Origin of the sequence: Pseudomonas sp. URMO17WK12:I7, from assembly GCF_003269045.1 — a bacterium.
Classification (GTDB): Bacteria; Pseudomonadota; Gammaproteobacteria; order Pseudomonadales; family Pseudomonadaceae; genus Aquipseudomonas; species Aquipseudomonas putida_J.
The window spans coordinates 83831-108928 of sequence record NZ_QLTL01000014.1; the positions used below are offsets into that span (position 1 = coordinate 83831).

The 25098-nt window shown below is 63.9% G+C and carries 22 protein-coding genes, 1 tRNA gene and 1 pseudogene; 14 read left to right on the forward strand and 10 right to left on the reverse strand.

The genetic code is table 11. The features are described from left to right. Nucleotides 1–28: 28 nt before the first annotated feature. From H040_RS27520 to H040_RS20030, 5 genes are all read left to right on the forward strand, one after another. Nucleotides 29–172 (forward strand): hypothetical protein, encoded by a 144-nt coding sequence (locus tag H040_RS27520; RefSeq protein WP_165837390.1) that lies wholly within the window; start codon nucleotides 29–31, stop codon nucleotides 170–172. An 86-nt stretch (nucleotides 173–258) separates the two neighbouring features. Next, entirely contained in the window at nucleotides 259–1419 is a 1161-nt protein-coding gene (locus H040_RS20015; protein ID WP_027918282.1) for an MFS transporter, read from the forward strand. Nucleotides 1420–1576: 157 nt separating this feature from the next. After that, nucleotides 1577–2203, forward strand: a complete 627-nt coding sequence (locus H040_RS20020; RefSeq protein WP_027918283.1) for a DNA-3-methyladenine glycosylase family protein — start codon at nucleotides 1577–1579, stop codon at nucleotides 2201–2203. A 150-nt stretch (nucleotides 2204–2353) separates the two neighbouring features. After that, complete coding sequence (ada, locus tag H040_RS20025) at nucleotides 2354–3406, forward strand: bifunctional DNA-binding transcriptional regulator/O6-methylguanine-DNA methyltransferase Ada (protein ID WP_027918284.1); 1053 nt, start codon at nucleotides 2354–2356, stop codon at nucleotides 3404–3406. Between the two features lie 56 nt (nucleotides 3407–3462). Continuing rightward, on the forward strand, nucleotides 3463–5865 hold the full coding sequence (locus tag H040_RS20030) for a DUF3772 domain-containing protein (protein WP_027918285.1): 2403 nt from the start codon (nucleotides 3463–3465) through the stop codon (nucleotides 5863–5865). 587 nt (nucleotides 5866–6452) lie between these two features. On the opposite strand, the gene H040_RS20035 is transcribed toward H040_RS20030, so the two are convergent. From H040_RS20035 to H040_RS20045, 3 genes are all read right to left on the reverse strand, one after another. Continuing rightward, nucleotides 6453–7883 carry an aldehyde dehydrogenase family protein gene (locus tag H040_RS20035; protein ID WP_027918286.1) on the reverse strand — a complete coding sequence of 477 codons (1431 nt, stop codon included), beginning with the start codon at nucleotides 7881–7883 and terminating at the stop codon, nucleotides 6453–6455. Between the two features lie 13 nt (nucleotides 7884–7896). Next, the gene (locus tag H040_RS20040) at nucleotides 7897–9396 is read right to left on the reverse strand and encodes a purine-cytosine permease family protein (protein WP_027918287.1); all 1500 of its coding nucleotides are present in this window, start codon (nucleotides 9394–9396) and stop codon (nucleotides 7897–7899) included. Nucleotides 9397–9490: 94 nt separating this feature from the next. Then, entirely contained in the window at nucleotides 9491–9880 is a 390-nt protein-coding gene (locus H040_RS20045; protein WP_027918288.1) for a YybH family protein, read from the reverse strand. A 269-nt stretch (nucleotides 9881–10149) separates the two neighbouring features. Here H040_RS20045 and H040_RS20050 point away from each other — a divergent pair. The 8 genes and pseudogenes from H040_RS20050 to H040_RS20090 form a co-directional block, all read left to right on the forward strand. After that, nucleotides 10150–10347, forward strand: a pseudogene (locus tag H040_RS20050) (CorA family divalent cation transporter); the annotation flags it as partial. A 200-nt stretch (nucleotides 10348–10547) separates the two neighbouring features. Continuing rightward, nucleotides 10548–11168 (forward strand): isochorismate family cysteine hydrolase YcaC, encoded by a 621-nt coding sequence (ycaC, locus tag H040_RS20060; protein WP_010951959.1) that lies wholly within the window; start codon nucleotides 10548–10550, stop codon nucleotides 11166–11168. Nucleotides 11169–11262: 94 nt separating this feature from the next. Further along, the gene (gene ppk2 / locus H040_RS20065; RefSeq protein ID WP_027918290.1) at nucleotides 11263–12081 is read left to right on the forward strand and encodes a polyphosphate kinase 2; all 819 of its coding nucleotides are present in this window, start codon (nucleotides 11263–11265) and stop codon (nucleotides 12079–12081) included. A gap of 35 nt (nucleotides 12082–12116) precedes the next feature. Next, nucleotides 12117–13316 (forward strand): monovalent cation:proton antiporter-2 (CPA2) family protein, encoded by a 1200-nt coding sequence (locus tag H040_RS20070; protein ID WP_027918291.1) that lies wholly within the window; start codon nucleotides 12117–12119, stop codon nucleotides 13314–13316. Between the two features lie 36 nt (nucleotides 13317–13352). Further along, a complete protein-coding gene (locus tag H040_RS20075; RefSeq protein WP_027918292.1) occupies nucleotides 13353–14450 on the forward strand; it encodes an AI-2E family transporter in 1098 nt (365 codons plus the stop codon). 13 nt (nucleotides 14451–14463) lie between these two features. After that, nucleotides 14464–15978 carry an efflux transporter outer membrane subunit gene (locus tag H040_RS20080; protein ID WP_027918293.1) on the forward strand — a complete coding sequence of 505 codons (1515 nt, stop codon included), beginning with the start codon at nucleotides 14464–14466 and terminating at the stop codon, nucleotides 15976–15978. Next, a complete protein-coding gene (locus tag H040_RS20085; protein ID WP_027918294.1) occupies nucleotides 15975–17066 on the forward strand; it encodes an HlyD family secretion protein in 1092 nt (363 codons plus the stop codon). Before H040_RS20080 ends, H040_RS20085 begins: the two co-directional genes overlap by 4 nt. Beyond that, complete coding sequence (locus tag H040_RS20090; protein WP_027918295.1) at nucleotides 17056–18066, forward strand: DUF2955 domain-containing protein; 1011 nt, start codon at nucleotides 17056–17058, stop codon at nucleotides 18064–18066. The genes H040_RS20085 and H040_RS20090 overlap by 11 nt, the downstream gene beginning before the upstream one ends. Nucleotides 18067–18183: 117 nt before the next feature. Here the strand turns inward: H040_RS20090 and H040_RS20095 are convergent, their stop codons facing one another. Beyond that, nucleotides 18184–19905, reverse strand: coding sequence for a SulP family inorganic anion transporter (locus tag H040_RS20095; RefSeq protein ID WP_027918296.1), 1722 nt, complete (start codon nucleotides 19903–19905; stop codon nucleotides 18184–18186). A gap of 350 nt (nucleotides 19906–20255) precedes the next feature. Here H040_RS20095 and H040_RS20100 point away from each other — a divergent pair, with 350 nt between their 5' ends. Next, nucleotides 20256–20546 carry a hypothetical protein gene (locus H040_RS20100; RefSeq protein ID WP_256208049.1) on the forward strand — a complete coding sequence of 97 codons (291 nt, stop codon included), beginning with the start codon at nucleotides 20256–20258 and terminating at the stop codon, nucleotides 20544–20546. 94 nt (nucleotides 20547–20640) lie between these two features. On the opposite strand, the gene ychF is transcribed toward H040_RS20100, so the two are convergent. The 6 genes from ychF to ispE form a co-directional block, all read right to left on the reverse strand. After that, on the reverse strand, nucleotides 20641–21741 hold the full coding sequence (ychF, locus tag H040_RS20105; RefSeq protein WP_027918298.1) for a redox-regulated ATPase YchF: 1101 nt from the start codon (nucleotides 21739–21741) through the stop codon (nucleotides 20641–20643). A gap of 22 nt (nucleotides 21742–21763) precedes the next feature. Then, nucleotides 21764–22348 carry an aminoacyl-tRNA hydrolase gene (gene pth / locus H040_RS20110; protein ID WP_009686183.1) on the reverse strand — a complete coding sequence of 195 codons (585 nt, stop codon included), beginning with the start codon at nucleotides 22346–22348 and terminating at the stop codon, nucleotides 21764–21766. 81 nt (nucleotides 22349–22429) lie between these two features. Continuing rightward, entirely contained in the window at nucleotides 22430–23029 is a 600-nt protein-coding gene (locus H040_RS20115; RefSeq protein WP_027918299.1) for a 50S ribosomal protein L25/general stress protein Ctc, read from the reverse strand. A 120-nt stretch (nucleotides 23030–23149) separates the two neighbouring features. Continuing rightward, nucleotides 23150–24091 carry a ribose-phosphate pyrophosphokinase gene (locus H040_RS20120; RefSeq protein WP_003247410.1) on the reverse strand — a complete coding sequence of 314 codons (942 nt, stop codon included), beginning with the start codon at nucleotides 24089–24091 and terminating at the stop codon, nucleotides 23150–23152. 48 nt (nucleotides 24092–24139) lie between these two features. After that, nucleotides 24140–24214 (reverse strand) — tRNA-Gln (locus H040_RS20125). Between the two features lie 20 nt (nucleotides 24215–24234). Then, nucleotides 24235–25095, reverse strand: coding sequence for a 4-(cytidine 5'-diphospho)-2-C-methyl-D-erythritol kinase (ispE, locus tag H040_RS20130; protein ID WP_027918300.1), 861 nt, complete (start codon nucleotides 25093–25095; stop codon nucleotides 24235–24237). Nucleotides 25096–25098 lie beyond the last annotated feature (3 nt).

The window sequence follows — 25098 nt, forward strand, 5'->3', positions numbered from 1 at the left end:
TCAACTCACCTGCGTAGTAGCCACAGCAATGCGCCGTACCCAATCCCTCCCACACGCCCGCCAGCCTGCTCTTCAGGCCATGCGTCGTGCGTGGCCGAGCGATACGGTGCTCAAGCGTCGCCGCAGCGTGCTGTTCGCCTTCACCTTCTCGCCACACCAAGCCCTGAACTGACCCCGCGCCCTTGCGTCGCCCGCCTTCCCGGTGTGCGTGTGGGCGCCTGTATCTGCGCGTCTTTTCAGTTTTGCCTGGAGTGGTACATGAACATGCGTTTGCTGGCGGGCCTTCTGTTCGCCGTATCGGTAGTGGGCTTCAGCCTGGGGGCCAGCCTGCCGCTGGTGTCGTTGCGCTTGCACGAGGCCGGTGCCGGCACCCTTGAAATCGGCATCATCTCGGCTATTCCTGCTGCGGGCATGATGCTCTCGGCGTTCATGGTCGATGCCTGCTGCCGGCACCTGACCCGGCGCACCATCTACCTGCTGTGCTTCAGCCTGTGCACCGTGAGCATCGCCCTGCTCGATTCGGCGTTCGATTCGCTGTGGATGCTGGCCGTGCTGCGCCTGGGCCTGGGTATCGGCATGGGCATCGCGATCATCCTCGGCGAATCATGGGTCAACGCACTGTGCCCGGACCACAACCGCGGCAAGATCATGGCCCTGTACGCCACCAGCTTTACTGGCTTCCAGGTGCTCGGCCCGGCACTGATCGCGCTGATTGGCGCCGATAGCCCGTGGATCGTCGGTGTGGTCACCATCGGTTATGGCCTGGCCCTGTTGTGCATCCTGCTGACCGTGCCCAACGACCCTGTCGAGCATGGTGATGAAGGCGAGAAAAGCTTCGGCCTGGCGGGCTTCTTCCGCGTGGCGCCGGCGCTTTGTGTGGCGGTGCTGTTCTTCTCGTTCTTCGATGCCGTGGTGCTGTCGCTGCTGCCGGTATATGCCAGCAGCCATGGGTTTGCCGTGGCCGTTGCAGCACTGATGGTGACCGTGGTGTTCGCTGGCGACATGGTGTTCCAGCTCCCTCTGGGCTGGCTGGCCGACCGCGTCGAGCGCACCGGGCTGCACCTGGTGTGCGGGCTGGTGGCGATGGCCATCGGCATCGCCCTGCCGTGGCTGCTGCAGGTGACCTGGCTGCTGTGGCCGATGCTGGTGCTGCTGGGCGCGGTGGCAGGCGGTATCTACACCCTGGCGCTGGTGCTGATCGGTCAGCGCTTCAAAGGGCAGGACCTGGTCACGGCGAATGCCAGCGTGGGCCTGCTGTGGGGTGTCGGCAGCCTGGTCGGGCCGCTGGTGAGCGGGGCGGCGATGGATGTCGCACCGCATGGTTTGCCGATGGCGCTGGCGCTGACGGCGGGGCTGTTCGTGTGCTTTGCCCGGCAGTCGTATCGGCGGGTGGGTAAGTTGCCGGCGGTTGCTGACTGAGTTATCTGGTTTTTCCTGTACCGGCCCTTTCGCGGGCAAGCCTGCTGCCATAGGGGCGCAGGCAAGGCATACCAGAAATTAGCCGCGCAAGATCCGGGGTTTGCCCGATCAGCGGCTGGGCTAAGCTGGACCTGCCTCGCACCTACAGGAGCTACGGATGATCCTCGCCGACCTTTCGCCTGACGCCTTGCGCGCAGCCACTGGCCATCTGGCTGCGCTGGACCCGGACTGGGCGCGGCATATCGAGGCGACCGGGCCGTGCCTGCATCAGGCGACGCCTGGGCGTGAACCCTATGAAGCGCTGGTCCGGGCCATTGCCTATCAACAGCTGCATGCTCGGGCGGCCGAAGCGATCCTTGGGCGGTTGCTGGCGCTGTTCCCCGAGCAGGCATTTCCAAGCCCGGAGCAACTGCTGGCGGTCAGCCCCGAGGTAATGCGCGGGTGTGGCTTTTCGGCAAGCAAGCTGGCGACCATATACGGCATCGCCCAGGCCAGCCTGGAGGGCGTGGTGCCGTGCCGGGAAGAGGCGCTGAGGCTTGCCGATGATGCCTTGATAGAGCGGCTGGTGGCGCTGCGCGGCGTCGGGCGCTGGACGGTGGAGATGTTGTTGATCTACAGCCTGGAGCGCTCGGATATCCTGCCGGTGGACGATTTTGGCGTACGCGAGGGATATCGTCGGTTGAAAGGGTTGGACAAGGCACCGACGCCGGCGCAGATGCGCTCGCTGGGTGGTGGCTGGAGCCCCTACAGGACTGTGGCTGCCTGGTACTTGTGGCGGGCCTGACATTTTTGCATTGGCTTTGCCGGCCTCTTCGCGGGTGAACCCGCTCCCACAGGGGCAGAACCAACCTTGAGCATGGTGCGATCCCTGTGGGAGCGGGTTTACCCGCGAAAGGGCCGGAACAGGCGAAACAGACAGTCGAGGCTAACCGCGATGAAAGCATTCACAACTGACCCCAAACGCTGGCAAGCCGTCGAGTCCCGTGACACGTCTGCTGCCGGCCATTTCGTCTACGCCGTGCGCACCACCGGTGTGTACTGCACTCCCGGCTGCAAATCGCGCATGGCCAAGCGCGAAAACGTCGAGTTCTTCAACGACGCCGCCAGCGCCGAAGCTGCCGGCTACCGCGCCTGCCGCCGCTGCACGGCCAAAACCGGCGAAAACCGCCGCTCCGACCTGGTTGCCCGCGCCTGTCGCTTGCTGGAAAGCAGCGACACCCCACCCAGCCTCGGCCAGCTCGGTGCGCAACTGTCTGTCAGCCCCTTCCACCTGCACCGTCTGTTCAAGGCCGAAACCGGCCTCACACCCAAGGGTTACGCCAGCGCTTTTCGCGCCCGGCGCCTGCGCGAGCGGCTGGGCGATGGGCAAAGCTCGGTGACCGATGCCATCTACGATGCCGGCTACAACTCCAACAGCCGCTTCTACGAAAGCGCCGACCAACGCCTGGGCATGCGCCCCCGCGAGTTCCGGGCAGGCGGCGCCGGCGCGAGCATTCACTTCGCCATCGGCCAGTGCTCCCTGGGTGCGATTCTGGTGGCCCAGAGCGAGAAGGGCATCTGCGCGATCTTGCTCGGCGATGATCCCGAGGTGTTGCTCGAACAGTTGCAGGATCAGTTCCCCAAAGCGCACCTGATCGGCGGCGATGCCGGTTACGAGCGGCTGGTTGCCGAGGTTGTAGGCTTTGTCGAGGCGCCGGCACTGGGGCTGGCCCTGCCGCTGGATGTCCAGGGCACCGCCTTCCAGGAGCGGGTGTGGCAGGCTTTGCGCGAGGTGCCAGTGGGCAGCCGAGTCAGCTATACCGACATCGCCGAGCGCATCGGCGCACCGAGGGCTGTGCGCGCTGTGGCCATGGCCTGCGCGGCCAACCCCATCGCCGTGGCCATCCCTTGCCACCGAGTGGTGCGCCGTGACGGCGACATCAGCGGCTACCGCTGGGGTGTGGAACGCAAACGGCAACTGCTGGCGCGAGAAACGGCACTCTCCTGATTGCCTGAAGCCGCGTAGAATCCCCCGCCAGATCGATGTCTAAAGAGGAACATTCGATGAGGCGAGTCAGCCTTGCCCGATTTTGCCTGGGCTTTCTAGCCCTGATGTGGGTGGCGGCCACGCCCGCCTGGTCTGCTCCAGCTACCCCCGTTTCCAGCCTGACCGCTGGCGAACTGCCGGCGCTGGACGAAAATGCCAATTACGAGCAATTGAACGACCGGCTGGACCAGATCCGTCAGGGCGTGACCAGCAACGCCAACGATGACCTGCTGTCGCAGCTGCGCATGGCCGCCGTCCAGGTCCAGCGCCAGGCCGATGCACTGAGTGCCTTGCGCACTGCCGACGTGGAAAAACTCGACGACAAGCTCAAGGTGCTTGGCCCTGTGCAACCCAACGAGGGCGCGAGCATCACCCAGCAGCGCAAGCAGCTCGATGCCGAGAAAAAGGCACTGGTCACCCAGCAGGAGCAAGCCACCAAGCTGACCCAGTCGGCCCGCGACCTGTCCACGCAGATCGTCAACCTGCGCCGCAGCCAGTTCAACTCGCAAATCCTCAGCCGCGCCGCCACGCCGTTGAGCCCGGCGTTCTGGTCGAGCCTCATTCGCCCTACCGATGACGACGTGGCGCGCTTGCGCGACCTGCGCGGCGAAGCCAGCGATGCGCTGAGCAGTGCCTTCAGTGCCGACCATCGCTGGTTCTTCATCGCAAGCGTGATGGCCGCATTCCTGGTCTGGATCTGGGTGCGGCGGATGATCGAGCGTCTGCTGGCCAACGCCATGGTGCGCTGGCTGCCTGAGGGCCGCCTGCGCCGCAGTGCCTTGGCGCTGAGCGTGAGCCTGGCCACCTTGGCCACCATCGCAGGCTCGGTGTCGTTGCTGCGCTGGGGCCTGGAAAGCAGCGCCGAACTGGGCTCGGACATCGCCAGCCTGACCAATCACTTCCTGACCCTGGTGGTGTTCAGCGCCTTCATCACCGGCCTGGGCCGCGCCATGCTGATGTTGCAGCGGCCGTCCTGGCGCCTGCCGCCGATTCCCGACGAAGTGGCCACTGCTCTGGGCTGGTTCCCCAAGCTGTTGGCCCTGGCGCTGATGGTCATGCTGACCATGGAGCGCATCAACAGCGTGATTGGCACCAGCCTGGCACTGACCGTGGCCACCAACGGCCTGACAGCGCTGGTGGTGGCCGTGATCTTCACGCTGGCGTTGCTGCGTTATCGCCGCACCCTGCGCAAGCACGAACTGGAGCGCCCGACCGGGTTGGCCGGGCTGATTCCGTTCGTGACCGTGGTGTGGGTGGGCTTGATCTTGCTGGCCCTGTTGGCCGGTTACCTGACCTTGGCCTACTTCCTCACGGCCAAGCTGCTGTGGATCAGCGTGGTGGCCGTGTGCGCCTACCTGCTCACCACGTTCCTTGCCGACCTCTGCGAGACCCTGCTGTCGCCACGCCAGCCGGGCGGCCTGGCCTTGGCCTCGACTCTGGGCCTGGCGCCTCGCCACCAGGCCCAGGCCAGCACGATCCTGGTCGGCATCAGCCGTACGGTGCTGCTGTTCCTGGCGGTGCTGCTGGCACTGATGCCGTCCGGCACCAGCCCTGGCGAGCTGCTGCTGAGCCTGGGCGACTGGGACGGCACTGGCGGCAAGGTGCTGGGTAACCTCAATATCGTGCCGCAGGACATTCTGCTGGCCTTGGCGATGTTCCTCGGCGGCCTGTTCGGCATCCGCGTGGTCAAGCGCTGGCTGAGCGAGCGGCTGCTGCCGGAAACCGACATGGATGCGGGCATGCGGGCCTCGCTGGTGACCCTGGTCGGTTACCTCGGCTTCCTGTTCCTGGCCATGCTGGTGATGTCGACCCTGCGCATCAACCTGACCAGTCTGACCTGGGTGGTCAGTGCACTGTCGGTCGGTATCGGTTTTGGCTTGCAGCAGATCGTGCAGAACTTCATCTCCGGCCTGATCCTGCTCACCGAGCGCCCGGTCAAGGTGGGCGACTGGGTGAGCCTGGCAGGGGTCGAGGGTGACATCCGCCGGATCAACGTGCGCGCCACCGAGATCCAGATGTCCGACCGCTCCACGGTGATCGTGCCGAACTCGCAGTTCATTTCGCAGAACGTGCGCAACGTGACCATGGGCAATGCCCTGGGCGTGGTGGGTATTACCTTGACCCTGCCCCTGGAGACCGATGCCAACCATGTGCGTGAATTGCTGCTGGCGGCCTATCACGAGCATGAAGCGATTCTTGACGCACCGGCTTGCTCGGTGACGTTCAAGGACCTGACCTCAGCGGGCATGGTCATGGGTGTGAGTGGTTATGTGGCAGGGCCGCGGCAGGTGTCGGGCACCCGCAGCGACTTGCTGTTCACCATTCTGGGGCGCTTGCGCGATGAGGGTATTGCCCTGTCTTCGCCGCAGAGCATGGTGCTGGTGCAGGAAGGGGCGCGTTCGGCTGACGAGTCAGCGTGATGCCAATCGCCGACAAGCCGGCTTTCATGGAGCAACACATAACGCTCTGATTTAGCAGAGGTCTTGTGGGCGCAACACTTGCTGAGGCTTTGTTCTCTGCGCGACAGCGCAGCCCAAAAGGCTGGGTGATCTCCCACAGGGACAGCGCCGTCGTCAGGCCTGTGATATCCCTGTGGGAGCTGGCTTGCCGGCGATTGGGCTGCACAGCAGCCCCGCTACATTCTCCAGCGGAGCCTCAGCGCCAGCACCCTGTGATTGCTCCGGCATCCCGGCCCAGGACCCGCTCATTCAGCGCCCTGGCCATTTGCAGGGTGTGCACGGTGTTCACCAACATCCCGATGCCAGGCTCGCCAGCATTGCCGCAGATGTATTCGTCCAGCGTGTCTTCGATGCCGCGCAGTCACTGGGAAACGTACAGCAGGGCGTCGGGCGAGGGCTCGCTTAGGCTGGCTTGGGCTGGCTTGGGATTGGGTGAGGGCCATCATGTGTTCGCCGTGAGAGATCCAGCGCCTATGAGATCGACCGCCGCGCGGGTGGCGCTCGATCTCATTGGCGCCAAAGACGACGCGCCTCACACCCCTAGGCCATCATCCCAAACACCGGGTCACATGCTTCACCGACTGGTAAGCCGACAACCCCCAAGGCCCTAGCTCACGGCCAATCCCGCTGCCCTTGGTGCCGCCCCACGAAGTCTCGACGAACACCGCCTGCACCGAGTTGATCCACACATGCCCGACCTCAAGCGCATCGGCCACGCGCTCGGCGCGCTCCAGGTCGGCGGAGCATACCGTGGCGATCAGCCCGAAACGGCTGTCGTTGGCCTCGGCAATTGCCTGCGCTTCGGTGCTGAAGCGACGTGCGCACAGCACCGGGCCAAAGATTTCCTCGGTCCACAGGCGGCTGTTCTTGGGCACATCGGCATACAGCGTCGGGCTCACGAACCAGCCCTCACGATCCAGCGCCTGCCCGCCCGCCAGGCACTGCAGGCCTTCTTCGCGAGCCGTCGCGAAGTAGCTGGCAACCTTCAACCACTGCGCCTGGCTGGTCAGCGGCCCCATGTCGACCTCTTCGGTCAGCGGGTTACCGACCCGCAGCTTTTCCAGTGCCGCCTGCAAGCGCGGCAGCAGCGCATCGGCGATGCCGTCCTGCACCAGCAGGCGCGAGGTGGCCGAGCACATCTGTCCGGCGTTCCAGCTGATACCGGCAACGATCCATTCCACCGCCTGGTCCGGGTCGCAATCGTCGAACACCACGATCGCCGATTTGCCACCAAGCTCCAGGGTCACCGGCCGGCACTGTGCCGACGCACTGCGCATTACCTGGCTGCCGACGTTGTTGCTGCCAGTGAACGACAGTTTGTCGAGGCCGTTGTGGCTGCTCAACGCGGCGCCCGTTTCAGCCTTGCCGTTGACGATGTTCAGCACGCCAGCCGGCAGGCCCAGGGTGTCGGCGATCTGGCCGTAGGTCTGCTCGATCAGCGGGGTCACTTCCGACGGTTTGAGCACCACGGTGCAACCGGCCGCCAGCGCCGGGGCCAGCTTCCAGGCGCTGGTCACCAGCGGGAAGTTCCAGGGCACGATCAGGCCGACCACACCCACCGGCTCCAGGCGGGTGCGCGCAGTGAAACCGGGCGCAGCCAATGGTACGTCGCGGTTTTTCGACGGCAGTTGTTCGGCCAGGTCGGCGTAGTAGGCGAAGGTGGCGATCGCGTCATCCAGGTCGATTTCGGCCTCGTGACGCGGCTTGCCGTTGTTGCGCATCTGCAGCGTGATCAAGGCTTCACGGCGTTGACCGAGCTGTTCGGCAAAGCCGCGCAGGAAGGCTGCGCGAGTGCTGGCGCTGACCTGTTTCCAGGTTGGCAGGGCTTCGCGAGCAGCGGCCACAGCCTGGTCGACCTGGGCCACGCTGGCGGCCATCAGTTCGGCGAAGGGCAGGCCCAGCGCAGGTTCGCTGACGCTGATGCAGTCGCTGCCCTGGCCTTCGACCCAGCGGCCGGCAATGTAGTGGGAAGTGGTCATGGTCGGTATCCAGTCAAGCCAATTCGGCGGTGGTCACCGGCGTGCGTGGGGCGCTTTTGCAGCGCACCCAGCGCGGGCCATTGGGGCCATACACGCCAGCAGGTTCAGGGAAAAGGTTGAGCAGCAGCAGGTACAGCACGCCGGCCAGGCCCAGGGTTACCGGCAGGCTCAGGTCGATGCCGCCGGCCAGGTCGCCCAGCGGGCCGACGAACTGCCCCGGCAGGTTGACGAAGCACAGGCCGACCATCGCGCTGGGGATCCACGCGCCCATGCCGCGCCAGTTCCAGCCATGCAGGAACCAGTAGTGGCCGCCACGCTGGCCGCGGGTGAACACCTGCAGGTCGTCGGCGTGGTAGAAGCCGCGACGGGTGATCAGGCCGAGGATCATGATCACCATCCATGGGCTGGTGCAGGTGATGATCAGCACGGCGAAGGTCGACACGCTCTGCACCAGGTTGAAGGTGAAGCGGCCGATGAAGATGAAGCCGATCGCCAGCACGCCGATCAGCAAGGTTGCGCCTGCGCGGCTGAGCAGGCGCGGGAACACGCTGGACATGTCCAGGCCGGTGCCATACAGCGCGGTAGTGCCGGTGGACATGCCGCCGATCACCGCAATCAGGCACACCGGCAGGAAGAACCAGCTCGGCGCTACTGCCAGCAGGCCGCCGACATAGTTGTTGGCGGCGATGTAGTCGGGTGCCTGGGTGGCCACCAGGGTGGCGGTGCACAGGCCGAACAGGAACGGGATCAGCGTGGCCACCTGGGCGGCGATCACCGCCAGCATGATGCGCGACTTCGGCGTTTGCCGCGGAATGTAGCGCGACCAGTCGCCGAGGAAGGCACCGAACGACACCGGGTTGCTCATGGCCAGGATCGCGGCGCCGACGAATGCCGCCCAGAAGCCTGGCTGGCTCAGGTTGACGCTACCGGCGAAGCCCGCATCGAACGGCCCGGCGAAGGCGAAGATACCCAGCAGGAACAGCAGGCTCGACGCCCACACGGCGATCTTGTTGACCCACAGCATGAAGCGGAAGCCGAAGATGCACACCACCAGCACCAGCACCGCGAACAGGCCGTAGGCCAGGCCCAGGGTCAGGTCGGTTTCCGGCAGCCCGGCCAAGCGCTTGGCGCCGCCGACCAGGGCATCACCCGAGCTCCACACCGACAGCGAAAAGAACGCCACGGCAGTGAGCAACGACAGGAACGAGCCGACGATGCGCCCGTGCACGCCAAAATGCGCGCCTGACGACACCGCGTTGTTGGTGCCGTTGAGCGCGCCGAACAGGCCCATCGGTGCGAGGATCAGTGCGCCCACGCCGACGCCAAGCAGGATCGCCCAGACCCCGGCCTGGAACGACAGCCCGAACAGCACCGGGAAGCTGCCCAGCACGGCAGTGGCGAAGGTATTGGCACCGCCGAAGATCAGGCGGAACAGGTCAAGGGGGGAGGCGTCGCGTTGATCGTCGGGGATCTGTTCGACGCCATTGGTCTCGATACCGGTCGAGTGGCTCATGGTGATGCTCCAGCGCGGTTGTTGTAGGCCCGGCGCGGTGCGCGAGCCCTCTTGTGGGTGCGATGGCAGTGCGGCAAGGCCGCGTAAGTTCGGATCAGGCTGCGGTGACGACCGACAGGTGCTCGTGGCACGCCAGCCATTGTTCACCGTGGCGGCGGAAGACGATGGTCTCGCGCTCGGCCAGTTGGTGCTCCTCGCCGGCAATACGGATATGCGTGGCCACGTCATGCATGAAGATCGCCACGTCATCCTGCAGGCTCACCTGCCCGTTGCTGGACTCACAGCCGAGCACGGCAAAGCCTTCGGCCTGCCATTGGGCCCAGAGGTCTTCATAGGCACGGCGGGACAGCAGGGGTTGCGGCAAGGTGTGGAAAAGGAAGGTGGCGTCTTCGCTGAAGCAGGCGAAGTAGCGGGCGGTGTCGTTGCTGGCAAAGGCGGCGACGAGATCGGCGGCGGCCTGCCGTACCTGGAGTGTCTGGTCCACGGGAGTGGCCTCACGGTTATTGTGATTGTGGTGAAGCGATTCTGGAGGGGGAGGGCAAGGGAAAAAATCGCAGGCGGAAAATAATTAGTTCAGAAATCTCTGAAGTGAATCCCAGAACACAAGACAGGCAACCACGGCCTGACAGGTTTGGCACGTTGCAAAAAATGCAGGAGCGGATTTATCCGCGATGCGCCGCGCGGGCGGCGCTCGATCTCACAGGCGCAACAAGGCCCAAGGCGAGCCCAAGTATCATCGAACTGCAACTTGTATCCCGCACCCTGCTCACCCTGACCGTGGTCACCGTGTTGGCGCTACCGATCAACATCATCGCTGGCTTCTTCTGCATGAACGTCGGCGGCGTGCCGCTCTCGGGCGACCCGAACGGCTTCTGGCTGCTGGTGGCGCTGGTGGCGACCTTCACCTTCCTGGCGGGGCGCTGGGCGTTCAGCAAGCGGCGCGAGTATTGAGCCTGTGCTGGCCTCTTCGCGGGTAAACCCGCTCCCACAAGTACTGCACCATACTCAAGCCCGGTGAAACTCCTGTGGGAGCGGGTTTACCCGCGAAAAGGCCAGCACAGGCTTGCCCAGCCAAACCGACTGACGGTCCCATCAGCCCCTGATACTTGCCTACGCTGAAGCTCCCAACCTTTGTTGCAAGGAGATTCGGCATGGCCTTCCAATACAAGCGACTGGACAAGAACAACGCCGCCGTCCTGCTGGTCGATCACCAGACCGGCCTGCTTTCACTGGTCCGCGACATCGACCCGGACCGTTTCAAGAACAACGTCCTGGCGCTCTCTGACCTGGCCAAATACTTCAAGCTGCCGACCATCCTCACCACCAGCTTCGAGACCGGCCCCAACGGCCCACTGGTACCGGAGCTCAAGGAGCAGTTCCCCGACGCCCCCTACATCGCCCGCCCTGGCAACATCAACGCCTGGGACAACGAGGACTTCGTGAAGGCAGTGAAGGCCACCGGCAAGAAGCAGTTGCTGATCGCCGGGGTGGTCACCGAGGTCTGCGTGGCCTTCCCGGCATTGTCTGCGCTGGAGGAGGGCTTCGAGGTGTTCGTGGTCACCGACGCTTCCGGCACCTTCAACGAACTGACCCGCGATTCGGCCTGGCGACGCATGGAGGCAGCCGGTGCCCAGCTGATGACCTGGTTCGGCGTGGCCTGCGAGCTGCACCGTGACTGGCGCAACGATATCGAAGGCCTGGGCACACTGTTCTCCAACCACATCCCGGACTATCGCAACCTGATGACCAGCTACAACAAGCTGGCGAAGTAAGGGCGTCAGGGCGCGGCAACTTGCCTAACAGGCGAAACGGCAAATTGTCATGGATCGACCATACTGACTTTTCATTCGCCCCCAGGAGAGCGCCATGGCCAAGCCGTCCAAGAAGAAGGATTCGAAGGAGCAGCCAGAAAAGCTGGGCGGCAAAACGTATGAGCACGCGCTCAGGAAGCTGCACGTGGAGCTCGTGAAGCTGCGGGAGTGGGTCGTGGCCAAAGGCCTGAAGGTCTGCGTCGTGTTCGAAGGCCGCGATGGTGCCGGCAAGGGCGGCACCATCAAGGCCATCACCGAGCGGGTCAGCCCACGGGTGTTCCGCGTGGTGGCGCTGCCGGCACCGACCGAGCGGGAAAAGACCCAGATGTACGTGCAACGCTACCTGCGCCACCTGCCTGCCGCGGGCGAAGTGGTGATCTTCGACCGCAGCTGGTACAACCGCGCCGGTGTCGAGCGGGTGATGGGCTTCTGCAGCGAAGAGCAGAGCGCCAAGTTCCTCGCCGTGGTGCCGCTGTTCGAGAAGATGATGGTCGAGTCGGGGATCATCCTCATCAAGTACTGGCTGGAAGTCAGCGCCGAAGAGCAGACCCGGCGCCTGCAGGACCGTATCAGCGACGGGCGCAAGCTGTGGAAGCTGTCGCCCATGGACCTCAAGTCATACACCCGCTGGGATGACTACACCCGCGCCCGCGACGACATGTTCGCCGCCTCGGATTCGTCCTGGGCGCCGTGGTTCATGGCGCATTCCAACGACAAGCGGCGCGCCCGGCTGAATATCGTCAGCCACATGCTGTCGCGCATCCCCTACAAGGACATCACCCGCGAACAGGTAGTGAAGCTGCCCAAGCGCGGCAAGATCGGCAAATACAAGGCTGTGGCCTATCCCTTCAAAGTGATCGAAGAACGCTTCTGATCCCTTCCGGCGGTGCGTAGCAAGGGTGCGAACTTATGCCTCATGACGGCAGCCTGCTGCAGGCCACGGTAGTGTTCCTGCTGGCCGTGGTGCTTCTGGTGCCACTGGCGCAACGTTTGAAAATGGGCGCGGTGCCCGGCTATCTGCTGGCTGGCATCCTGATCGGGCCGTCGGTGCTGGGCCTGCTGGGCAACCCCGACAACGTTGCCCGCCTGTCGGAAATGGGCGTGGTCATGCTCCTGTTCGTCATCGGCCTGGAGCTGTCGCCACGGCGGCTGTGGACCATGCGCAGGGCGCTGTTCGGCGTGGGGTCGTTGCAGGTGGGGCTGACTGCCGTGGTACTGAGCCTGTTGGCCTCCTTTCTGTTTGGCCAGTCGAAAGCGGCAGCCATCGTGCTTGGCCTTGGGCTGGCGCTGTCATCGACGGCTTTTGGCCTGCAGGTGCTGGCCGAGCGCAAGGACCTGGGCAAGCCGCACGGTCGCCTGGCCATCGCCCTCCTGTTGTTCCAGGACATTGCCGCCATTCCGCTGATTGCCGTGGTGCCGTTGCTCGGTGGCGATGTGAGCACCGCCGACGAAGGCTCCTGGCCGCTGCTGGCAGTGGCGGGCGGTATTGGTGTGGTGATTGTCTTTGGCCGCTATCTGTTGACCCCGGTTTTCAAATGGACGGTCGGCTCGGGCTTGCCCGAGCTGTCTACCGCCACGGCCTTGCTGGTGGTGCTGGGCACTGCCTGGTTGATGGAGCACGTGGGGGTGTCCATGGCACTGGGGGCCTTCCTTGCCGGTGTGCTGATGGCCGATTCGCCCTTTCGTCATGAACTGGAAACCCAGATCGAACCGATCAAGGGCCTGCTCCTTGGGCTGTTTTTCGTTGGCGTCGGCATGAGCGCCGACTTGCAGTTGCTGTTCGGCATGCCCTTGATCGTGCTGGGGCTGACGTTGCTGCTGGTGGTGGTCAAGCTGCCGCTGCTGCTGGTGCTCGGGCGTACGGTGGGTGGCCTTGACCACGCCCAGGCACTGTGCCTGGCGGTGGTGCTGGCGTCCGGCGGTGAATTTGCCTTCGTGGTGTTCAAGCTGGCGCTGGGGCATCAGGTGCTGACCCAGCAGGTGCACGACCTGCTGGTGCTCGCCATCACCCTGTCGATGGCTGTGGTGCCATTGGTGATGATGGCATTGGCGCGGCAATTGAGAGATGGCAACAGCCCGCAGCCGACACCTGGAGCAGGCACCGATTAGCGCCATGAGGGCGCGCCTAACGTTCGGAGGTGAAACATGCAGCCGGGTTTGAAGCTGGACAGCGTCCTGTCGCGGGGCCTGCTCGACGTGCTGATCAAGGCGGGCCTGGTGGCCGCTTTGGTGGTTTTCTCCTTCCAGGTTTTCCAGCCGTTCCTGGAGCTGATGCTGTGGTCGGTGATTCTGGCGGTGACCCTGTATCCGTTGTACTTGCGGATCAAGCGCGGCACTGGCATCAAAGACGGTTATGCGGCAACCCTGGTGGTGCTGTTGGTGCTGATCGTATTGCTGGTACCGATCTACCTGGTGGTGATGTCCATTGGTGAGTCGGTGGACAGCATGGTGACCTTGCTCAAGAGCGGCGCCTGGAGTGTGCCGGCACCGCCCGAGTCGGTGGCGGCCTGGCCGCTGATCGGGCCCAAGGTCTATGCGCTGTGGCTATCGGCCTCGGAAAACATGGCACATGTGCTCAACCAGTGGATGCCCCAGCTGAAGGGTGCCGGGCGCACCGTGCTGGGCGCTGCGGCCAGTGCCGGTGGTGCGTTCCTGCTGTTTGTCGGGGCGATTATCGTCTCGGGCATCATCATGGCGTTTGGTGAGCGTGGCGAGGTCGCCGCGCAGCGCATTGCCATGCGGGTCTCCGGCGAAGAGCGTGGCAAACCGCTTGCAAGGCTGTGCACCGCGACCATTCGCGCCGTTGCCCAAGGGGTGATCGGCATCGCCTTCATCCAGATGCTGCTGATCGGTGTCGGTTTCGTGGTCAAGGGTGTGCCAGGTGCCGGCATGCTGGCCATCGTCATCCTCATGCTGGGGATTGCCCAGGCCCCGGCGACCTTGGTCACGCTGCCGGTGATCATCTACGTGTTCAATGTCGAGGGCTTCACCGTGGCGACCATCGTCTTCGCCATCTACACCTTCGTCGGCGGGCTTGCCGACAACGTGCTCAAGCCACTGCTGCTGGGGCGCGGGGTGGATGTACCGATGCCGGTGGTGCTGATCGGGGCGTTGGGGGGCATGGTGGTCAAGGGCATCATCGGGCTGTTCATCGGCCCGGTGATCCTCGGCGTGACCTACGTGCTGTTCTGGCAATGGGTCGCGCTGCAGGTGCCGGAGCAGCCGGCACCACCTGCCACCTGAGCCAGGGCCCGCCATGCCCAATCGTTGCTATGGCCTGGGGTTGCTGATGGTCCTGGCCGGCTGCACCCAGGTCGGCCCGGACTTCAAGAAGCCTCAGGAGCCATGGCTGGACAGCTGGAGCACGCCAGTGCTTGAGCAGGCCGGGCGCTCCGCCCCGGCACCGGACCTGCGCCAGTGGTGGCTGATCTTCGCCGACCCGACGCTCGAAGGGCTGATCGCCGAAGCCGATGCCAACAACACCAACCTGCGCGTGGCCGGCCTGCGCATCGCCGAGGCCAGGGCGCAGCTGGCCATCGTGCAGACCGGGCGTTACCCACAGCTGCAGCAGCTGCGTGCGCAGAGTCTGTACCTGAAGCAGGACCAGTCTGGCACGTCCACTGCCCGGGACTCGGTGTTCTGGCAATCCAGTGCAGGCTTCGATATCGGCTGGGAAATCGACTTCTGGGGCCGTTTCAGCCGCGCCATCGAAAGCGCCGATGCGGTCTACTTCGCCTCCCAGGCCAACTACGCCGATGCGATGCTGCTGCTGCGTGCGCAGGTGGCTGATACCTACTTCGCCCTGCGCACGGCTGAGGCGCGGCTGGATATTGCGCAAGACAACGCCAAGCGCCAGGCGCGCAGCCTGGAGATCACCGAGCGGCTGTTCCGTCACGGCGAGAACGACGAACTCGACTGGCAGCAGGCGCGTACCCAGTACCTGGCGACCCTGGCCACCATCCCCGAGTTCGAGAACCAGCTCAATGCCTTGCGCAACGTGCTCTGTTCGCTGCTTGGCAGGCCGCCGGGGCCGCTGCCCGAGCTTGCGGCGCGCCACGGGCAGTTGCCGCTGCCGGACCGCGCAGTGTTGCAGGACGTGCCTGCCAGCCTGTTGCAACGTCGCCCGGACATCCGCGCCGCCGAGCAGGCGGTGGCGGCGCAATCGGCGCTGGTAGGGGTGGCCGAGGCAGACCTTTATCCACAGTTGAGCCTGCTCGGCAGCATCGGCTGGACGTTCTTGTCGGCCAATCATCTGCCCAACACCTTCGACCTGGCTGCCGGGCCGAGCCTGATCTGGAACCCGTTCGACTATGGCCGGCGCAAGAACGCCGTGCGGGTCGAGGACGCCCGCCTGCAGCAACTGATCGAGCTGTATCAGCAAAGCGTGCGCGAAGCCGCACACGAGGCCGACGACGCTGCCAGCGGCCTGGTGCGTTCGCTGCAGAGCGCAAGCATTCGCCAGGATGCTTCGCAGGCCGCCCAGCGTTCGCTGGCCCTGGCCAGTTCGCAGTACCAGGAAGGCTTTGCCGACTTCCAGCGTGTGCTCGACGCCCAGCAGCTGCTGTTGCAGCAGCAGGACGGCTACCTGGTCAGCCGTGGCAATGCGGTGAGCAGCCTGGTGAGCTTGTACAAGGCGCTGGGCGGCGGCTGGGACAACCAGCGCAAACCGATCGACCGCGCCACCCGCCAGCAGATGCAAAACAGAACCGATTGGGGCGACCTGCTCGACGAGCCGGCCCCCGCCGACCCCGCACAAGGTGAGCCGAAATGAGTGACGCCGCAGACACGCCGTCAGCCCCCGACCGCGGCATGCGCTGGGTGTTGATCCTGATCGTCGTCAGCCTGGTCTGGTACCTGCTGGCTGACCGTTTCACGCCCTACACCCAACAAGCCCGGCTACAGGCCTACGTGGTGCCGGTGGCCGCCGAAGTGGCCGGGCAGATCAAGCGCGTGGCCGTGGGCAACAACCAGGAAGTGCGCCAGGGCGATGTGCTGTTCGAGCTCGACCAGGAGCAGTACCGTATTGCCCTGGCCCGCGCCGAAGCCGACCTGGATACCGTGCGCCGGCAGATCGGCGCCAGTACCGCAGGCATCGACTCGGCCCAGGCCGCGCTGGTGGCAGCGCAGGCCCACGAACGCAAGGCGCGCCAGGATGCCGAACGGCTCAAGCGGCTGATCGACGAGGACCCGGGCACGGTATCGGTCCGCCGCCTGGAAGGGGCGCAGGCCACCCGTGATCAGGCCATCAGCCAGGTGGCGGCCGCCCGCGCCGAAGTGGTACGAGCCCGCGAGCAGCAGGGCGGTGCCGATGCCGACAACGCGCAACTGCGCAGCGCGGCAGCCAACGTGGAAAAAGCCCGTCTGGACCTGGCGCGTACCGTGGTGCGCGCCGATGCCAACGGCTTGATTACCGATCTGCGCACCGACGTAGGCCACTACGTGGGTGCAGGTAGCCCGATGATGACCCTGATCACTATCCACGACGTGTGGATAAGTGCCGACATGACCGAGAACAACCTCGGCCGCCTGCGCCCCGGTGCGCCGGTGCTGGTGGTGCTCGACGCCATGCCCGGCACCGTGCTCAAAGGGCAGGTCCGCAGCATCGGCTATGGCGTGAGCGTCGGCCAGCCCGCGCCGCCAGGCAGCCTGCCGACCGTGCAGAACAGCCGCGACTGGCTGCGCTCGGCGCAGCGCTTCCCGGTGATCGTCGAGCTCGAGCGTGATCAGCTGGCCGACACCTCCGGCTTGCGCGTGGGTGGCCAGGCCGAAGTCATGGCCCTGCCCGACGAAGGCAACCCGTTGAACCTGCTGGGCCGCGTGTTCATGTGGCTGATGAGCTGGCTGTCGTATGCCTATTGAGCTGCGTCGCCTGCGCGCGCTGCGCCTGGCCTGGGGCGTGGCGCTGTGCCTGGCGAGCAGTTTCGGCCTGGGCCTGCCGGTGCCGATCCTGGCGCCGGTGTTCGCGGTGCTGCTGCTGGCCATGCGCAGCCAGCCGCTGCCAGTCAAGGCGGCGCCTGCACTGGCGATTCTGGTATTGCTCTGCTGCGGCAGCGGCCTGCTGCTGATTCCGCTGTTGCGCCATGCCCCGGTGAGCGGGGTACTGCTGGTCGGCGTGGGGGTATTCCTGGTCTTGCGCTATGCGCTCAAGGGCGGCAATGGCTTGCTGGCCAACCTGCTGGTGATCGGCCTGACCATGATCGCGGCAGCCGGCACCAGCGATTTCAGCCTGGCGCTGTCGGTGGTCGAGGCCCTGGCCAAGGGCATGCTGCTGGCGGTGCTGGGCACGGCGCTGGCCCATGTGCTGTTTCCGGAACCTGCCGGCGCGCCGGTACAGCCTTCGCCACCTCTGCCCGACAGCGCGGATGTCGGTTGGGTTGCCCTGCGCGCCACGCTCATCGTCATGCCGGCGTTTCTGCTGGCGCTGATCGCCCCGGATCAGTTCATGCCGCTGATCATGAAGGCGGTGAGCCTGGGGCAGCAGGCGGGGGAGACACGGGCGCGGCATGCCAGCCGTGAACTGATTGGCTCGACCTTGCTGGCCGGGGTGCTGGCGATGCTGTTGTGGGGGGCGTTGAGCCTGTTCGTGCACCTGTGGATGTTCTTCCTCTGGGTGCTGCTGTTCGTCCTCTGGCAGGCGCGCAGGCTCTACCGTGCAGTGGACACGAAGCAAAGCCCGGCGTATTGGGTGAGCTGCCTGACGACCCTGCTGATCCTGCTCGGGCAGTCGGTGCAGGACAGTGCCGGCGGGCAGGATGTGTACAAGGCCTTTGCCGTGCGTATGGCACTGTTCGTGGCAGTGTCGCTCTACGCCAGCGCCATGCTCATCTGGATCGACCGGCGTCGGGTTCGGGCGGCCTAGCACTCCTGCACCGGCCCTTTCGCGGGTAAACCCGCTCCCACAGGTACAGCGTCGCCCAAGGGGTCACCCTATCCCTGTGGGAGCGGGTTTACCCGCGAAGAGGCCAGCACTGGCTACTCAAGGCTTCCAGTCAACCCCGGTATCCGCCAGATAGGCATCCACCGCAGCACCGACTGTTGGGTGGAATGCCTTCTCGCCCAAAGGCTCGAACAGCTCGAAGCGCTTCATCTTGTCCTTCACCGGGTCCTTCATCTCGGCAAACTGCAGCTCCACCCCACGCGCCTCCAGCGCCCGATCCAGCTCGGCGAGCATGTCCGCCGATGTGATATCGATGCTGGTGACCGGTTCCGCCGCAATCACCAGCCGCTGCACTGGCGTCGGTGATTCGTCCACTGCCGCCAGCACCGTGCCCTGGAACTGCTCGGCATTGGCGAAAAACAGCGGCGCATCCCAGCGCAGCAGCACCAGCCCGGGAATCCGCCGTGCCTGTGGGTAACGTTTCACGTCATGGTAACCACGGGTACCGTCGACCCGCCCGAGTACCGCGTAGTGCGGCCGCCAGCCATCCCACAGGAATTCGATCACCGACACTGCCACGGCAATGCAGATACCCGGGATGGCGCCGAACACCGCGACGCCGACGAAGCAGGTGAACGACAGCCAGAACTCCCATTGCTGCATGCGGAAGATGCGCTTGAGGTCGGCGAACTCGAACAGCCCCAGGGCTGCAGCGATCACTACAGCAGCCAGCGCGCTGTTGGGCAGGTGCTGCATCAGGTTGGGGGCGACCAGCAGCAGCAGGGTCACCGCCAGCGCGCCAATGATGCCGGTCAATTGGGTTTTCGAGCCGGCCGCCTCGGCCACCGGCGTGCGCGACGAGCTGCTGCTGATCGGGATGCCCTGGAACAAGCCGGAGGCCAGGTTGGCCACACCCAAACCGAACATCTCCTGGTTGGGGTTGACGGGTGTTTTCAGCCGCGCGGCATAGGAGCGTGACAGCACACTGGTGTCGGCGAACGACACCAGCGCCACGGCGATCCCGCCCAGTACCACTTCGACCAGGTCGATGTCGGTGACCCACGGCAAGGCGAAGCTGGGCAGGCCCTGGGGCAACTGGCCGAGCACTTTGACGCCCATCTGGTCGAGGTTGAACAGGCTCACCGCCAAGGTTGCCAGCACCACGGCGATCAGGATGCCGGGGATGCGCTTGAAGGGTTTGAGCAGCAGGATCAGCACCAGGCTGCTGGCCCCGACGATGAAGCTTGGCCAGTGCCCATGGCCTGCGAACAGTGCCTGTCCAAGGTGCCAGAGGTCACGCAAGGGCCCCTGGCTGTCGACCTTGAGGCCGAACAGCTTGGGCAGCTGGCTGATCAGCACAGTGAGGGCGATGCCGTTCATGTAGCCGTAGCGGATCGGTTTGGACAACAGCTCGGTGATGAAGCCCAGGCGCAGCAGCCCGGCGATCACGCAGAAGGCGCCGGCCACCAGGGCCATGAGGCTTGCGATGGCAATCGCGCGCTGCGGGTCGCTGGCGGCGTATTGCACCACGACTGCCAGGATGGGTGCGGCCAGTGCCGAGTCCGGGCCGAGTACCAGGATGCGGCTGGGGCCGAACAGGGCATAGGCCAGCAGCGGAATGATGGTGGCATACAGGCCATAGATGCCCGGTACCCCGGACGCTTCGGCGTAGGCGATGCCGACTGGCACCAGCATGGTGGTGAGCACCAGGCCGGCCGCGATGTCCTTAGGCAGCCAGGCGGGCTGGTAGTGCAGCAGGGTGGCCAGGCCGGGGAGCCAGCGTTGCCAGTCGAAGCATCGGCGCGGCGGGAGTTCGTGCATGGTGCGGGCTCCAGAGCCAGGGGGCTGCAACGCAGCCCCGGCAATCCCTCAGGTGTAAGACAATTCCGAACTTGAAACCAAATGCTTCTGTTGAAGATAGCTTGGGAATTATCCTACGCACGCCGCTGCCGTTTCTCTGTTGTCGATGTTGAGCATCAGGGCTAATTTCCCCGGGTCGTCGAAGTTTGACGACCGGGTGTGAGAGCCCGCTCACAAGCAAGAGATTGTCGTCATGGTAGCTGTGCGCGGGCAGGCCCCGTGCCTGGCCGGTTTTCGCTCTTGTTTGGCCGGTCTCTCACCCCGCGTACAGCTGCCACCTAATCCTGTGAGAGGGAAAGGGAAGGCAGCCCATGCAAACAAACGAGAGAGAAATCATGAAAAAACTTGTTCCAGATCCACCCGCCAAAGTTACATCCCAGCCGTTCTACACCATCAACAAAGACATGCCTTCACCCGAGGCATTGCTCTATGTCATTCAGTTGTTACGCGGAATTGAAGACACCCTCGACGAATACATCTGCGGCAATGCCGGCGAGCCGGGCATCGGCATGCTGGTGAATAGCGTGCATAACGTGCAGATGGGGAGGGCGTTGGCAGATTTGGTACTGAGCCGGGAAGCGGGGGAGATCACCTGGCATTGATGCCCGAGATTGTGGAAAGGCATGTGTGCCCCATAAAACAAAACCCCTTGAAGCCATAGGCATCAAGGGGTTTGTCAGTACTGTGAACTGCCGCTTAGACGTTGAAGCGGAAGTGCATCACATCACCGTCTTTGACGATGTAGTCCTTGCCTTCCAGGCGCCATTTACCGGCTTCCTTGGCACCGCCTTCACCCTTGAACTGGATGAAGTCGTCATAGGCCACCACTTCAGCGCGGATGAAGCCTTTTTCGAAGTCGGTGTGGATAACGCCGGCCGCCTGCGGGGCGGTGGCGCCGACGCGTACGGTCCAGGCGCGCACTTCCTGCACGCCGGCAGTGAAGTAGGTCTGCAGGTTGAGCAGCTCGTAACCGGCACGGATCACGCGGTTCAGGCCAGGCTCTTCCAGGCCAAGGGCCTCGAGGAACATGTCCTTCTCTTCGCCGTCATCCAGCTCGGCGATTTCTGCTTCGATCTTGTTGCACACCGGCACCACGACCGCGCCCTCTTCCTCGGCGATGGCCTTGACCACGTCCAGGTGCGGGTTATTTTCGAAGCCGTCTTCGGCGACGTTGGCGATGTACATCACCGGCTTGCTGGTCAGCAGGTGGAAGCCACGGATGACGGCCTTTTCGTCGTCTGCCATGTTCTTCATCAGGCTGCGCGCAGGCTTGCCTTCGGTGAAGTGCGGAATCAGCTTTTCCAGGATCGCCTTCTGCGCCAGGGCGTCCTTGTCGCCGCCCTTGGCGTTGCGGGCAACCTTCTGCAGTTGCTTCTCGCAGCTGTCGAGGTCGGCGAAGATCAGCTCAAGGTCGATGATCTCGATGTCACGCTTGGGGTCGACGCTGTTGGAAACGTGGATCACGTTCTCGTCTTCGAAGCAGCGCACCACGTGGGCGATGGCGTCGGTCTCGCGGATGTTGGCGAGGAACTTGTTGCCCAGGCCTTCGCCTTTCGACGCACCGGCCACCAGGCCTGCGATGTCGACGAATTCCATGGTGGTCGGCAGGATGCGGTTAGGCTTGACGATTTCCGCCAGCGCCGCCAGGCGCGCATCGGGCATCGGCACGATGCCGCTGTTCGGCTCGATGGTGCAGAAAGGGAAGTTCTCCGCCGCGATGCCGGACTTGGTCAGGGCGTTGAACAGGGTGGACTTGCCGACGTTGGGCAGGCCGACGATGCCGCAATTGAAACCCATGGGTATTCCCCTCTCTAGGAAATCAGGCCTTCTGGCTGTGCAGCTCGCGCATGGCCTTGGCGAAGTCGCCGGCCAGTACGTCCGGCAGCACGCCGAGGGCAAAATCGATGCTGGCGTCGAGCTTCTCCTGCTCGGCGCGCGGCGCGCGGCCCAGGACGAAGTTGGAGACCAGTTTGGCGTCACCCGGGTGGCCGATGCCAAGCCGCAGGCGGTGGAAGTCGTTCTGGTTGCCGAGCTGCGCGATGATGTCGCGCAGGCCGTTGTGCCCCCCATGGCCGCCGCCGCGCTTGAGCTTGGCAACGCCCGGAGGCAGGTCGAGTTCGTCGTGCGCCACCAAAATCGCTTCCGGCTTGATGCGGAAGAAATTGGCCAATGCCGCCACGGCCTGGCCGCTACGGTTCATGTAGGTGGTGGGGATCAACAAACGAACGTCGTTGCCCTGATGGCTGAACTTAGCCGTCAGGCCGAAATATTTTTTGTCAGCGGTCAGCGATACACGCTGGGCGCTGGCAATGCGTTCAACGAAAAGAGCCCCTGCGTTATGCCGGGTCTGTTCGTATTCGGGGCCGGGGTTACCCAGGCCAACGATCAACTGGATGGCGGTCACGTCAGGGGCTCTTCCTTGGAGTTGGTGGGTTACAGGGCGCGGGGCGCACTGTAACCCGATCAACACCGGCGTGCGAGTGGATTACTCGGCAGCGCCTTCTTCAGCAGCTTCGGCGGAAACGCGCGGAGCGTGAACGTTGGCAACAGCTTTGTCATCACCGTGGGCCAGAGCGACGAACTCTACGCCTTTCGGAGCTTTCAGGTCCGACAGGTGGATGATGGTGCCGATTTCGGCGTTGGCCAGGTCGACTTCGATGAACTCAGGCAGGTCTTTGGCTTCGCAGGAAACTTCGATCTGCGATTCAACGTGCGAGATCTCGCCGCCTTTCTTGACCGGTGCTTCTTCGTTGATGAAGTGCACTGGAACAACAGCGGTCAGCTTCTGGCCAGCAACGACGCGAACGAAGTCGGCGTGCATGATGAAGCCTTTGGCTGGGTGACGCTGCATGGCCTTGACCACGACGTTCTGCTTGGCGCCGTCGACGTTCAGCTCGATAACGTGGCTGAAGGCAGCTTCGTTTTCGAACAGCTTGGCGATTTCCTTGGCCACGATGGTCAGGGATTGGGCTTCTTTATCGCCACCGTATACAACGGCTGGGATGTTGGCGGAGTGACGCAGGCGGCGGCTCGCACCTTTCCCCAGGTCAGTACGCACTTGGGCGTTCAGGATGAAATCAGTCATTTTGCTTCTCCAAAATAGCCTCCCGAAAGGCGTTTGCGACCAGCGCCAGACGGGGATGGCAAAAAAGCCCCGCCCCAACAAATGCTGGGGCGGGGCGCTTCACATCAACACGCGTTCCGCTTAGCGGAACATCGCGCTGATCGATTCTTCGTTGCTGATGCGGCGGACCGCTTCAGCGACAACCGGTGCGATATCCAGCTGGCGGATACGGTCACAGGCTTGAGCAGCGGCGGACAGCGGAACGGTGTTGGTCACTACCAGCTCGTCCAGTACCGACTTCTCGATGTTCTCGATCGCACGGCCCGACAGGACAGGGTGCGTGCAATAGGCGTAAACCTTGGCAGCGCCGTGTTCTTTCAGGGCTTTGGCCGCGTGGCACAGGGTGCCGGCGGTGTCGACCATGTCGTCTACCAGGATGCAGGTGCGCCCTTCGACGTCGCCGATGATGTGCATAACCTCGGAGTGGTTAGCCTTTTCGCGGCGTTTGTCGATGATACCGAGATCGACGCCCAGGGACTTGGCAACGGCGCGTGCGCGCACAACGCCACCGATGTCCGGGGAAACGATCATCAGGTTCTCGAAACGCTGGTCTTCGATGTCATCGACCAGTACGGGCGAGCCGTAGATGTTGTCGACTGGAATATCGAAGAAGCCTTGGATCTGGTCAGCGTGCAGGTCGACGGTGAGAACACGGTCGATACCCACGACAGTGAGCATGTCAGCGACGACTTTGGCGCTGATGGCTACACGTGCCGAACGCGGACGGCGGTCCTGGCGGGCATATCCGAAGTAGGGAATCACGGCGGTGATTCGGGATGCTGAGGAGCGGCGGAAGGCATCGGCCATCACTACCAGTTCCATCAGGTTATCGTTGGTCGGGGCACAGGTCGGCTGAATAATGAAAACGTCTTTACCGCGGACATTTTCATTGATCTCAGTACTGATCTCACCGTCGGAGAATTTACCGACAGAGACGTCACCGAGAGGGATATGCAGCTGACGTACGACACGCCGAGCCAGATCGGGGTTAGCGTTCCCCGTAAAGACCATCATCTTGGACACGCGCAGTACCTGAAGGCTGAGGGTATACCTGGATGAGTATAAGGAAAATGGCAGGGGCGGCTGGATTCGAACCAACGCATGGCAGGATCAAAACCTGCTGCCTTACCGCTTGGCGACGCCCCTGTATCTGTTGCTGCGAACACTTATGTGCTCGACTTCTTGACCAGACTTTGCAGCTTGCGATGCAACATCGAAACATTGCTTCCTTTCGCCACAAACCCTGTTTGGGTCACTGAAAGAAGGGCCAGAACTTTATCAGCTTCGGCTTTGCTTGGGAAGGCCCCAAACACACAACTTCCAGTACCGGTAAGTCGAGCCTCTGTGAATTTACCCAATGAATTCAGCGCGTTGCGAACTTCTGGGTAACTCTGCTCTACCACCGGTTGGCAGTCATTTCGACTGTTTCCCTCGGGAACGGGGCGCATCTTAAGGGGGAGCGAATCACGTGTCAACTGTGGATGTGAAAAAATTTCTACTGTGCTGACAGACACTTGCGGCACCAGCACGACATACCAAGGTTCGTCGGGGGAGACCGGGGTCAGTTGCTCGCCCACACCCTGGGCAAATGCCGCGTGGCCACGGACGAACACCGGCACGTCGGCACCCAGGCTCAGGCCAAGCGCGGCCAGGCGGTCCTCGTCCCAGTCCAGCTGCCACAGGTGCGCCAGTGCCAGCAGGGTGGTCGCCGCATCGGAGCTGCCGCCGCCGATGCCGCCACCCATGGGCAGCACCTTGGTCAGCCAGATATCGGCGCCCAGTTGCGTGCCGGACTGTTCCTGCAATTTACGCGCAGCGCGTACGATCAGGTTGCTGTCGTGGGGCACCGCTTCGATTTCAGTGTGCAGGCGGATCACGCCGTCCTCGCGCAGGGCGAAGCTCAGTTCGTCGCCATGGTCGAGAAACTGGAACACGGTTTCCAGCTCGTGGTAGCCGTCGGGGCGGCGGCCGATGATGTGCAGCCACAGGTTGAGCTTGGCCGGGGCGGGCAGGGTGAGCGTGTGCATGGG